8 protein-coding genes, 1 tRNA gene and 1 pseudogene are annotated in these 12,963 nt (G+C 59.8%); 9 read left to right on the top strand and 1 reads right to left on the bottom strand.

The features are described from left to right. The first annotated feature begins 10 nt into the window (after positions 1–10). From BWR59_RS22755 to BWR59_RS22795, 9 genes and pseudogenes are all read left to right on the top strand, one after another. A complete protein-coding gene (locus tag BWR59_RS22755) occupies positions 11–736 on the top strand; it encodes an urea amidolyase associated protein UAAP1 (protein WP_081567871.1) in 726 nt (241 codons plus the stop codon). Between the two features lie 11 nt (positions 737–747). After that, entirely contained in the window at positions 748–1,383 is a 636-nt protein-coding gene (locus tag BWR59_RS22760) for an urea amidolyase associated protein UAAP2 (RefSeq protein ID WP_081567872.1), read from the top strand. Positions 1,384–1,505: 122 nt separating this feature from the next. Further along, on the top strand, positions 1,506–5,243 hold the full coding sequence (locus tag BWR59_RS22765) for an urea carboxylase (RefSeq protein WP_081567873.1): 3,738 nt from the start codon (positions 1,506–1,508) through the stop codon (positions 5,241–5,243). Positions 5,244–5,349: 106 nt separating this feature from the next. After that, on the top strand, positions 5,350–8,664 hold the full coding sequence (locus BWR59_RS22770) for a DUF6543 domain-containing protein (protein ID WP_143490907.1): 3,315 nt from the start codon (positions 5,350–5,352) through the stop codon (positions 8,662–8,664). Positions 8,665–8,761: 97 nt separating this feature from the next. After that, positions 8,762–10,243, top strand: coding sequence for a sensor domain-containing diguanylate cyclase (locus BWR59_RS22775; RefSeq protein ID WP_081567875.1), 1,482 nt, complete (start codon positions 8,762–8,764; stop codon positions 10,241–10,243). Continuing rightward, on the top strand, positions 10,240–10,458 hold the full coding sequence (locus BWR59_RS22780) for a cysteine-rich CWC family protein (protein WP_081567876.1): 219 nt from the start codon (positions 10,240–10,242) through the stop codon (positions 10,456–10,458). Before BWR59_RS22775 ends, BWR59_RS22780 begins: the two co-directional genes overlap by 4 nt. Positions 10,459–10,518: 60 nt before the next feature. Beyond that, positions 10,519–11,127, top strand: a pseudogene (locus BWR59_RS22785) (16S rRNA pseudouridine(516) synthase); the annotation flags it as partial. A gap of 309 nt (positions 11,128–11,436) precedes the next feature. Next, complete coding sequence (locus BWR59_RS22790) at positions 11,437–12,321, top strand: alpha/beta hydrolase (RefSeq protein ID WP_081567878.1); 885 nt, start codon at positions 11,437–11,439, stop codon at positions 12,319–12,321. Positions 12,322–12,500: 179 nt separating this feature from the next. After that, positions 12,501–12,574: transfer RNA gene (locus BWR59_RS22795), tRNA-Gly, on the top strand. On the opposite strand, the gene BWR59_RS32105 is transcribed toward BWR59_RS22795, so the two are convergent. After that, positions 12,563–12,814 (bottom strand): hypothetical protein, encoded by a 252-nt coding sequence (locus tag BWR59_RS32105; protein ID WP_143490908.1) that lies wholly within the window; start codon positions 12,812–12,814, stop codon positions 12,563–12,565. The genes BWR59_RS22795 and BWR59_RS32105 overlap by 12 nt on opposite strands. Positions 12,815–12,963 lie beyond the last annotated feature (149 nt).

A 12,963-nucleotide genomic window follows, 5' to 3' on the forward strand; every position in this document is an offset into this window, starting at 1 on the left:
GATTCTCGACATGACTGATTCAACTGCTGTGTTTCCGGTATTCGCCGAAGAACTGCTGCCTGGTGGCGGCCACCTGTCGTTCGTGCTCAAGCGCGGCGAGTTGCTGCGTCTGACCGACCTCAGCGGCAACGCCAACGTCAGCCTGACGATGTTCAACGCCCATGAGAAAACCGAGCGTCTGAACCTGCCTGACAGCCTCAAGTGCCAACACACCGCCAAGCTCACAACCGGGCATTGCCTGTATTCGGACATGGGCCGCGTATTGGCGGCGATCACTGCCGACACCTGTGGCTGGAGTGACAGCATCGGTGGGGTGTTGTGCGCCGAGGAAGTCACCGAAAAATACGGCCAGGGGCGCTATCAGGAACTGCGCAACGGTTTCTTCCGCAACGGCACCGACAACCTGCTGGTGGAGATGGGCAAATGGGGGCTGGGCCTGTCCGATCTGCTGATGACGCTGAACCTGTTCAGCCGGGTCAACGTCGACGACAACGGCGCATTGGCCTTCGTCACCAATAACTCCAAGGCTGGAGACTACATCGAGCTGTACGCGCCGATGGACACGCTGGTGGTGCTCACTGCCCTGCAACATCCGATGGACCCGAATCCCGAATACGCCCCACAGCCGGTCAAGCTGAGCTGGATGAAGGCCGACGCCAGCGTCGCCGAACACTGCCGCACATCCCGTGAGGAAAACGTGCGCGGCTTCATCAACACCGATCGCCTGTTCGCATAAGGAGGCCTGACATGAGCACTGCACACACTTACAGCCAAAAGAACGCCCCCGTTTCCATTACTCACATCGCCGCAGGCGAGCCATCACTGACTGAACTCAAGGCCGGGCAAACCCTGCGTCTGCTCGATCTGGAAGGCAATCAGGCGGTCGACACGCTGTTCTACAGCCTCGCCAATCCACGTGAGCGCTACGACGTGCAGCGCACGCTGCGTCGGCAGAACAACGTCTACCTGAGTAAAGGCAGCGTGCTGTATTCCAACCTCGGCAAGCCGATGCTGACCATCGTCGAAGACACCTGCGGACGCCACGACACCCTCGGCGGCGCCTGCGCCCAAGAGAGCAACACCGTGCGTTACGCCCTGGAAAAACGCCACATGCACAGCTGCCGCGACAACTACTTGCGCGCCTGTGTGCATGACGGTCGTCTGGGCAAGCGCGACATCAGCCCGAACATCAACTTCTTCATGAACGTGCCGGTGACCGCTGAAGGCGAGCTGACCTTCGAGGACGGCATCTCGGGCGCGGGCAAATACGTCGAGCTGCGCGCGGAAATGGACGTGATCGTGCTGATTTCCAATTGCCCGCAATTGAACAACCCGTGCAATGGCTACAACCCGACGCCAGCTGAACTGCTGGTCTGGGATTGATCGTCACGCCCTCGGAAGAAGCGTTTTGGCGCGAGGGACGGCCTTCGTGCAACCAGTACTACAGCGGGACGGCCCGCTACCCAGTTTGAGATAGACGCAGGTCGGTCTCCGGGGTCAAAACCATGTTCGATAAACTGCTGATCGCCAACCGCGGCGCCATCGCCTGCCGCATCCTGCGTACCCTCCGCGCCTTGAACGTCGAAGGCGTCGCGGTCTATTCCGAGGCCGACGCAGCCAGCCTGCACATTCTGGAGGCCGATCAGGCCCACAGTCTGGGCGACGGTGGCGCGGGCGGGACCTATCTGGCGGTGGACAAGATTCTCGCCATCGCCCGCTCAACCGGCGCAAAGGCGATCCACCCCGGTTACGGGTTTCTTTCCGAGAACGCCTCCTTCGCCCAGGCCTGCGAAGACGCGGGCATCGCTTTCGTCGGCCCGACGCCTGAGCAACTGCGCGTGTTCGGCCTCAAGCACACCGCGCGCGCCCTCGCCAAACAGCACGGCGTACCGATGCTGGAGGGCACCGAGTTGCTGGATAGTGTCGAGTCCGCCCTGAGCGCTGCCGCAACGATCGGCTACCCGGTCATGCTCAAAAGTACCGCGGGAGGCGGTGGCATCGGCATGCGCGTGTGCCGCAGCGCGAGCGAACTGAGCGAGTCGTTCGACGCTGTGAAACGCCTTGGTCAGAACAACTTCAGCGATGCAGGCGTGTTCATCGAGAAGTACATCCAGCGCGCCCGCCATCTTGAAGTTCAGGTGTTTGGCGACGGTCGGGGTGAGGTCATTGCCCTGGGCGTGCGCGATTGTTCGGTGCAGCGCCGCAACCAGAAAGTCCTCGAAGAAACCCCAGCGCCGAACCTGCCCGAAGGCATGGCTGAAGAGCTGTGCGCCGCGGCGATCAAGCTGGCGAAAGCGGTCAGTTACCGCAGCGCGGGGACCGTGGAATTTGTCTTCGACAGCGACGATCAGCGCTTCTATTTCCTTGAAGTGAACACCCGCTTGCAGGTCGAACATGGTGTGACCGAACAGGTCTGGGGCGTGGATCTGGTGAGCTGGATGATCCAGCTGGCGGCGGGTGACTTGCCGCCGCTGGCTGAACTTCAAGCAAGCCTCAAACCGAGCGGCCACGCCATTCAAGCGCGCCTGTACGCCGAAGATCCGGGCCGGGATTTCCAGCCGAGCCCCGGCCTGCTGACCTCGGTTCAGTTCCCGCCTGCCAATGGCAAACACCTGCGGATCGATACCTGGGTCGAGGCCGGCTGCGAGATCCCGCCGTTCTTCGACCCGATGATCGCCAAGGTCATCAGTTGGGCGGCGGATCGCGAGGCGGCCAGCGCTGGTCTGGCGCAAGCGCTGAGCGACACTCGTTTGTATGGCGTCGAGACCAACCGCAACTACTTGCGTCAGATCATCGACGACGCCCCCTTCGCCAGCGGTCAGCCCTGGACCCGCTGCCTGGAGGGTCTGGTGTATCGCGCTGACACGTTTGAGGTGTTGAGCGGTGGGACGCAAACCAGCGTTCAGGACTATCCGGGGCGTTCGGGTTATTGGGCGGTCGGCGTGCCGCCTTCAGGGCCGATGGACAGCCGCTCGCTGCGTCATGGCAATCAGTTGCTCGGTAATCCACAGGGCTGCGCCGCGCTGGAAATCACCATGAGCGGGCCGATGCTGCGCTTCAATACCGATGCGGTGATTGCGGTGACCGGCGCGGTGATTCCGGTGACGCTCGATGGCGAAGCGCAGCCGATGAATCAATCGCTGTTGATCAGGGCAGGTTCGACCGTGGTGCTGGGTACGATTGCCGGCGCGGGTGCACGCAGTTATCTGTGCGTGCGCGGGGGGCTGGATGTGCCGGATTATCTGGGCAGCAAAAGCACCTTCACCCTCGGGCAGTTTGGTGGGCATGGCGGTCGTGCGCTGAGCGCAGGGGATGTGTTGCACATCTCGCCGCTGATGGACCGCAGTGTTGGTCAGCAGTTGTCTGTCGAGCAGGTTCCGGAATTGCCGGACGTGCGTGATATCCGGGTGATCTATGGCCCCCACGGCGCGCCGGAATACTTCAGCGAGAACTACATCGAAACGTTTTTCGCCACCCACTGGGAAGTGCATTTCAACTCTAGCCGCACCGGCGTGCGCCTGATCGGCCCGAAGCCTGAGTGGGTGCGCGCTGACGGTGGCGAGGCAGGGCTGCATCCATCGAACATCCACGATAACCCCTACGCAATCGGTGCTGTGGACTTCACGGGAGACATGCCGGTAATCCTCGGGCCGGACGGACCGAGCCTGGGCGGGTTCGTCTGCCCGGTGACGATCATCGAGGCGGATCTGTGGCAACTGGGGCAGCTCAAGGCCGGAGATAAGGTCAGGTTTCATCCGGTTGACCTGACCACCGCACGACGACTGGCTACCACCCCTCTCTGTGGGGACGCGACAACGCAACTCCCGGAACGATCACAAGTCCGTGGGAGGGAGCCTGTTCGCGAAGCGGGCGATACATCAAACGTGTTTTCTGCGTCTGACACTCAGTCTTCGCAAGCAAGCGCCCTGCCACAAAGAATGGGCGGCGCATCTGAAATCTCAGGCCAACTTTCATCCCTCCCACAAGGGCCCTGCATGGCCTCGCCGATTGTGTTGGACATCGGTGAGAACGACACCCGCCTCGTCGCCCGACTCTCCGGCGATACTCATCTTCTTCTGGAAATCGGCGCCCCTGAACTGGATCTGGTGCTGCGCTTCCGCGGCCACGCGTTGATGCAGGCACTGGAAAGCAAAAACCTGCAGGGTGTGATCGATCTGACGCCCGGAATTCGCTCGTTGCAAGTGCATTACCAGCCCGAGCAACTGCCCTTGGCCGATCTGCTGGAAATCGTCGCCGGCGAATGGGATGGCGTCTGCGCCAGCAAAAACCTCGAAGTGCCATCGCGCATCGTTCATCTGCCGCTGTCCTGGGACGACCCGGCGTGTCAGCTGGCAATCGAGAAATACATGACCACCGTGCGCAAGGACGCCCCTTGGTGCCCGAGCAATCTGGAGTTCATCCGGCGCATCAACGACCTGCCGAATCTGGACGAAGTACAACGCACAGTGTTCGACGCCAGCTATCTGGTGATGGGCCTTGGCGACGTCTACCTCGGCGCTCCGGTCGCGACGCCGCTGGACCCGCGTCATCGCCTGGTCACGACCAAATACAACCCGGCGCGCACCTGGACAGCGGAAAACTCGGTGGGCATTGGCGGCGCGTATATGTGTGTCTACGGCATGGAAGGGCCCGGCGGTTATCAGTTCGTTGGCCGCACGCTGCAGATGTGGAATCGCTACCGCGCCGTCGAAGCCTTCGATGGCAAACCCTGGCTGCTGCGCTTCTTCGACCAGATCCGGTTCTATCCGGTCAGCGCCGATGAACTGCTCAGGATTCGTCGCGACTTCCCCTTGGGTCGCTACCCGCTGCAGATCGAACACAGCACGTTGAATCTCGCCGACTATCAGGCGTTTCTCGCCAAAGAGGCCGACAGCATCGCGGCCTTCCGTAGCCAGCAGCAAGGCGCCTTCAATGCCGAGCGCGAACGCTGGATCGCCAACGGTCAGGCAACCTTCGAAAGCGACGAAGCCGTCGCCGAGTCGAGCGAAGAAGCTGCACTGCAAACAGGCCAGACCAGCGTTGACAGCCACATTGCCGGCAATCTCTGGCAAGTGCAGGTCAGCCTCGGCCAGCGCGTAGAAGCGGGAGAGACGCTGGTGATTCTGGAGTCGATGAAGATGGAGATTCCCCTGCTCGCACCCATCGCCGGAGTGGTCGCCGAGGTGCGCGTTCAACCCGGCTCGGCAGTGCGCGCAGGCCAACGGGTCGTCGTACTGGAATAGACCGACCGAACACCGCAAAAGATGTTTGGCGCTATATATAGGTAGCGCCATTCAGTCGCTTCACGACGCCATAGTGAGTGCTTCATTCACTTGGCGTTGTTTCTCCATGCCCCATAACAATCCCCCGCATCCCCATGCTGGCCTTGATCTGCCCGGCAACGACACTTTCCCCGTTGCCAGCGGCCCACAAACAGGTCCCTTCACCGATGAGCCCGAACCCGCACGGCCCATCGATACACCCACTGTCCAGCCCCGCACGTTGGCCCACAAACGTCTCGCGCAACGACGCAAAAGCCCGGTCGCACACCTGCTGTCCGGATCGTTCTGGATCCTCAAAGCCTGGCAGCTGGATATTGAATGTCCGGCGCCGTTGTCTGCGTGGCTTGACCAACGCCTGAGCGAGCATCTCAGCGAGAATTTCGGTATTACAGTGGACCTCGACGCCCTGCACATCGACTTGCGCACCGAACAGAATCCAGCGGTGGATATCAATGGCGATGAACATTTCGACCTGCGTTTGTCACTGCGACAACTGGTGCGCGCATCAACCCACGCGTCGAGCTTTATTGCGCTGCAACGATGCGCCGAACCGGAAGGACCTGTACACGGCGCGCCCGTCGAACTGACTGTCGAAAAACTGTTCAAGCTGCTGATGAACGCCAACTGGGTCGATGAACATGAAGCGCTGTCGGGCCAATTCTGGGTGCGCCATCTGGACACCTGGCAATTACTCGCCAGGCTGTCGTTCCTTGATCGCCTCAACCACCTCCAGCAACGCAAAAAGATTAGCGCCGACGGTTATCGGCTCGCCCTCGATGCAGTGGGGCTCACTGACTTTCCCAAGACACTCGAACAAGTGCATGACAACCCCCGCCCTCGTCGCTCGACACTGCGGGGTGTGACGCTCAACGACGTAGCCATTCCCGGTATCTTTCACGTACGGTCACACTTCGGGCACTGCTTCATCCACGTGCTGGGCGACCGGGCCTCTTGCTGCGAATACATCTGTGATGACGCCCCATGGCAGCCACAAAAGGTGCTGGACGCACTCAACGCCTCCCCTTGGCATCGCCAGCATCTGGATCTACCACACGCCCCGCCGCGCTTCGAACTCAGCGAACCGATAGACGACCTGTTCCTGTACCTGGGGAACGCACAGCAGCAATTTTCAAACGAACGCCTTTGGGATGCCGACCTTTTGGAGTTAGCGCAGGATATTTCCGCCGACGAGGAGGACCTCCTGCTTGCACCGATTCGACCAGCGCTGGCGCTGATCAGTGCGCTGGACCACTGGCACGACGAGGCCCAATTGCTGCATCGGATTCCAACGCTGCTGGGCAGCGCTGACAAACTCATGGGCAAATGGCTCCAACAGGAACATGCACTTGAGATCGACCCGCAGCAGGTTTTCGTCCGCTATCTGAGAGGCCATGCGATACGACCCTGGGGCCACCCGAGAATCCCGGCCAACCATGTCCTCGTTGTGCCTGACGAACAGCCCATCACCTTGGGCCAGGCGCTGGTGCAGAATTTTCGCGCACACAATCCCAGTGGCTATGAAGACCATGGCGGCCGCTGGGTCGTTTACAGCGATGGGAGCGGCGAAGGGATCTGGTCTGAGGAAAACGTACTTTCAGTCAGTGCCACGCAGGTCGAAGCGCAGATCCGGAGTGCGGATTTCCCAGGATGGATGGCTGATCGGCTCAGACGTTTTTGGGACCGCCAAGGTGCAGCCAGTGAGCAACGGCTGTGGACAACCTTTATTGGCCAGGCGTTGTTAAGCCTGAAAACCGGCGATCTTTCGGCCGCTGCTTTCAACCTGCTGGTGACAGCACTGGAAGAGGATCACCAGCCCGGCACGCCTCGCAAAACCTGTTGGAGCGCGTTGGGCTTTAATTTGCCGAACGGCCCGCTCGCCAGCGCGCACGGCCCGGCCTGCCCCGGGCTGCTCTTTTTGCGGCATCGAGATCAACCGGGCGGGGTGCTGTATCAGGCAGGCCAGCAACAGGCGTTCCTCGAGTTCTCTAGTCGGCAGCAGTTGATCGAACATCTTTGCCGCTGCGCTGCCAATGAGTACTGGCGCGAGACGCTGCTCAACTATATGCCGCTGCGGTTTCAGTCATCGCTCAGCTACATCCTTCAATTGTGGGGAGGCGTGAAGCGACCGCCGGAGCCTGTGTCGAGACTGCGACCCTGGACTGACATTATCTATACCGAGGCGGTGCACAAGGCCCGCGCACGGGAATTGGCCGAACACGACATTTGCGACTCGCCGATAGCCTTTCTGCTGAAGCATCTGCGACAAAACAGCCTCGATGACGCCGACGACAGCATCGTCACCGACCGCGAGCTTGTGATCGATTACTGGACGCAACAGGTCAACCGTCTGCAGGTGCTGCTGGCGCCGATGGCGTTTTTTCTGCCGCCAGCCGCCATCGCAACGCTGACCGCCAGCGCGGCGAGCCTGGCTCTGAATATTCAGGCCGCGAACCTGCCGGGTTACCGCGAGGCGGAACGTCGTCAGGTGATGGTCGCCATCCTCTCCCTGGGGTTGCTGCAACTGGCCCCCGCCACACCTCGCCTGTTGCGCGCCTTCGGCCGGTTCAGCGCACCTGACAACCTGTTGAAGGTGGCAAGCACCGTGACGCCGCTGCGCAACTTCGGCATATGGCTGCAGAGGACGACGCATTCGCGCAGAAGTTTTCTCGACCGGTTTTTCAACGGTGCCGGGCCACTGAAAAACTGGCATGTAGCGGGTAACGCGGTGTACGGCACCCAGCCGGTGAGGGTGTGGAAGCTGGGGAAGAAGTTTCTTCTGTGGACGTCGGATCAATCCCAGGCTCGCACACTGGTGGTGAGCAGCCACGGCTACTACCTGCCCTGGACGCGCACAACTGCGGTTCCCAATGGGACGGAACTCAGAACCTATGCTCCCCATGGTTATGAACTGATTGATCCGGGTTTGCACAAGGTCGCGAGTCAGGCGATCAAACCCTATGCGCTGTTGAACGGCGTGCAGTCTCGTCCGGGCCCCGGTATCGGCCCGTTCACCGATCTGAAAGAGGCAAACAGGTTGATGGCGGGCACGTCGTTGTCAGGTCAGATCAAGAACTACAGCGTGAGCAAATTCCAGAGCGATTCTTACGAAAGCTACCGGGATATCAGCCACATCGTGCGCAACACCCAGCAACCACCGCTGCCGTCTTCTCTACCTGCAGCGCCGATGGATGTGCTCACGGTGCGCAATCGCTTCGGCATGAGCAGCCCGACGCTGGAGGATCTGTTCGCCCAATTGCATCGCCATGGCATTCACTACGACAGGATCCTGCTGGTGCATTGCCGCTGCTCGGCAATCAGCTCGTTGCTGGGGCGCTCACCGAAATACGGCGCGGCGCAAGGTACGGCGCCGATTACGCCATGATCCAGTGGGCTGCAAACTATAAACGGCCATGGCGCAAAAGGGTGGCCGCAGGCTAGCATGTCGAAATTAATGGACTACTTATTCAATCGGACTGGTCATGCCCCTTCGCTCCACGCTCCACTCACAACGCTCCCTGCTGTTGACGTTGGTGATCCTTTTGGGGAGCGGCTTTCTGGCGACATCCTTGCTGAGCTATTTCGCCTCGCGGGACGCCATCCGCGACAGCATCGTCAACACCGAGCTGCCGCTGACATCGGACACGGTCTACTCCGAGATCCAGAAGGATCTGGTGCGGCCGGTGCTGCTGTCATCGATGATGGCCCGCGACACCTTCGTGCGTGACTGGGTCGTGGCTGGCGAAAACGACTCGCAGCAAATGACCCGCTACCTCAAGGAAGTCATGGATCACTACGGCGCCTACACCGCGTTTTTCGTGTCCGACCACAGCCACACTTACTACCAGGCCAGAGGCGTGCTGAAAAAGGTCAGCCCGGACGAGCCCCGCGACGTCTGGTATTACCGGGTGCGCGACATGCCCGAGTCGTACGAGATCAACGTCGATCCGGACCTGGCCAACAAGGACAACCTGACCTTCTTCATCAACTACAAGGTCTTCGACTACAACAACAACTTCATTGGTGCGACGGGCGTGGGCCTGACCGTGGACGCCGTCATCAAGCTGATCGACCGGTATCAACAGCGATACCAACGCAGCGTGTACTTCGTCGACACCTTCGGTCGACTGGTACTGACCGGCGCCGAGGGCGGCCCCAATGGCGCGAAGATCGGCCAGGTATTGCGCGAGCTGCCCAACCTGAAGGACTTGCAGGCGCAGATGCCCAAGCCACAGAGCGGCAGCTACCAATACGAGTCCCAGGACGACGCGCACTTTCTCAACGTGCGCTACATCCCCGAGCTGAACTGGTACCTGTTCGTCGACAAGCGTGAAGACGGCGCGCTCAACGAAATTCGTCAGTCGCTGTACCTCAATCTGTCAATCTGCCTGGCCGTGATGGTGCTGGTGCTGTACTTGCTCAACCGGGTGATCCGCCGTTTCCAGATGCGTATCGAATCCCAGGCGATGCTCGACAGTCTGACCGGCCTGCCCAACCGCCGCGGCTTTGACCGCATCGCCATGAACGCCATCGAAGACGCGCGCCGCGAGCACAAGTCGCTGTCGGCGATGTTGCTGGATCTGGACCACTTCAAGCGTCTGAACGATACCCACGGCCACCTTGCGGGTGACGAAGTGCTGACCGGTTTCGCCGATGACGTCAGACGCTGCCTGCGAGACAGCGACATCATTTGCCGATGGGGTGGCGAGGAGTTCATCATCCTGCTCAAGGACACCAACAGCAGCGGTGCCCGACGCGTCGCCGAAAAGATTCGCCTGCTGGCCGAGCAGCACACCTACGTGTTTACCGGCGCAGCCTTGCAGGTCACTGTCAGCCTGGGCCTGACCGAACTGCACCCCGGCGACACCCTGCAAAGCTTGATTGCCCGTGCCGACCAGGCGCTTTACAGCGCCAAGCAGAGCGGCCGCAATCGGGTCTGTACGGAAATGGCGGAACCGGCATGATCACTCCCCTTTCAGGCCCGGACACCTGTCCGGTCTGTGGCCAAAGCAATCGCTGCACCCTGGCCGACCCTCGAACGGTTGATCGACCCTGCTGGTGCTTTACCGAAACCATTGACCCGGCGGTGCTCGCGGCGTTGCCGCAGGAGCTGAAGGACAAGGCCTGTCTGTGTCCGCGGTGTGCGGGGTTGGTTGAAGCCCAGTCACTCACCAAATGATTGAGCACCTGTAGCAGCACGGCTTGCCGGCGGTGACATCCTTGCAATCGCCACCGCAAGGTCGACGGACGGACGATCAGGGACCCGCTGCATGAAGTACGCGAGTTCAGCCAGGTCATGTTCGACGACGAAACGCTCCAGACCGGCAAACCCACTCGCTACTTCATGCTGCACAAACCGCAAGGCTGCGTCAGCGCAACGGTCGACCCCCGACACCCGACTGTCCTTGACCTTCTCGATGAGCCGGACAAACACGACCTGCACATTGCGGGCCGTCTGGATTTCAACACCTCAGGCCTGATGCTGATCACCAACGACGGCCAATGGTCGCGCCGATTGACCCAGCCGACGACCAAATTGCCCAAGCTTTACTACGTCGAAACCGAGCAGGAAATCGGCGAGCACTACATTGAGAAATTCGCCGAAGGTTTCTATTTCGCGTTCGAAGATCTGACCACTCTGCCCGCCGAGCTGACTATCCTCGACAGTCACCATGCGCGATTAAGCATCGTCGAAGGCCGCTACCATCAGGTCAAACGCATGTTCGGTTTCTACGACAACAAAGTACTGCGCCTGCATCGCGAAAGCATGGGGCCGTTGGTGCTGGACCCCGCGCTAGAGCCCGGACAGTACCGTGCCTTGAGTGCTGAAGAGATTCAGCTGATCTGACGTCTTTCGACCGCCCGGCAGATCATGTAGGACAATTCGCGAACGGCACTTGCGGCATCTGCCATCCCCTGCTTGAATCCAATCGTCGGTCCACATGTGACCGGAGAGTCACGATCGCATTCTAAGAAACCTTTTGTCGTCACGAGCGCCTTCAGACGCCACGTTCGGCAAACCGCCCGCCAATAACAATACCTGTCGGACAGACTGTCCCGGACCGACATGGGCCCCCTTTCAAGGCATTGCCTACCTGTCACGAAACTCGTGCAACGTGGTTGCGCGCACACTGTTTTAACGTCAGGAGACATGGATATGAGGCCAGAAATCGCTGTGCTTGATATACAGGGCCAGTTTCGGGTTTACACGGAGTTCTATCGCGCAGATGCCGCAGAAAAGACCATCATCATGGTCAACGGTTCACTGGCCACTACAGCATCTTTCGCACAGACCGTCCGCAACCTGCATCCGCAATTCAACGTGGTGCTCTACGACCAACCGTACGCGGGCAAATCAAAGCCTCACAACCTTCATGAAAAACCACTGACCAAAGAGACGGAAGGCCGGATCCTGCTGGAGCTGATCGATCACTTCAATGCCGAACACATCATGTCGTTCTCATGGGGTGGCGCGGCAGCACTGGTGGCGTTGGCCCATCGGCCGAAACGCATCGAGAAGGCCGTGATCAGCTCGTTTTCACCGGTCATCAACGAGCACATGCGCGACTACCTCGAACGTGGCCAGCAACACCTGGGCGCCTTCGATCGCTTTGAAGTCGGCACGCTGATCAACAGCACCATCGGCAAACACCTGCCGTCGCTGTTCAAGCGTTTCAACTACAAACACGTCAGCTCACTGGACCTGCACGAATACGCGCAGATGCACCACCACATCAACCACGTACTAGATGTAAGCACCCACGGCCAGATCAAGGCCGCCAAGCGCATCAACGTACCGGTCATGTTCATGAACGGCGAATGGGACGAATACACCGCTGCCCCCGACGCCAGGCTGTTCGCCAATCACATCCGTGATTGCCACTTCACCACCATCAAAAGCGCTGGACACTTTCTGGACATGGAACACAAGGCAGCGTGCCTGGAATCACAGAACGCCTTGCTGAACTTCTTCACCCCGGCACCAGAACCCAGCCGAAACCGCTACCGACAGGTACAGACGCACCATGCATTTGCAATCTGACCGTGAAGGTCTCAAGGAACGGATTCATTCGCCAGCGCCCGTCCACCAGCAGTCGGCGAATGAATCCCGAACCTTCTCTTGCGTGCCCGACGCGCCCCACTGATTTTCCCCGCGCGGTATTTAACGCTTCAATTCGGCGCCGGCTTCTGGTACAAAGTCAGCCGCTGAAAGCGTCACAAGCGGGTGTCGTATAATGGCATTACTCCAGCTTCCCAAGCTGATAACGAGGGTTCGATTCCCTTCACCCGCTCCAGCTTCCCCCTCTCTCAAAAATTCTCGCTTTTCTCCCGACCAGTTCTCTTGAACCAAGCTCGTGCAGCCGCGTTTCCTGACGGGCGCTCAAGCCATTCACTTGCACCCAGGCTGATTTGGCGGGTCCATCGAGCAATAGATATTCGGTCCCTCCTGGTGTGATCTGTAAGGCACGGGTTGCGAGTACGCACTGCAGCCGGCCATAAACAACATCCCCATCACAATCATGATCTTCATCCACTGCATCTCCTTTGAAGCGTCGAGTCGGTCCGTTCGTTACACCGAGCTTATAAGCTGCGCGTTGACGCGAATAGTCGCTACCAAGCATATTTTCAACCTCAACCTATCTTTTTATAGATACCCCCCATCACTTCTTTTCGCTTCTTCAGA

The sequence above is a fragment of the Pseudomonas sp. Bc-h genome, assembly GCF_002080045.1.
In the GTDB taxonomy this organism is placed as follows: Bacteria; Pseudomonadota; Gammaproteobacteria; order Pseudomonadales; family Pseudomonadaceae; genus Aquipseudomonas.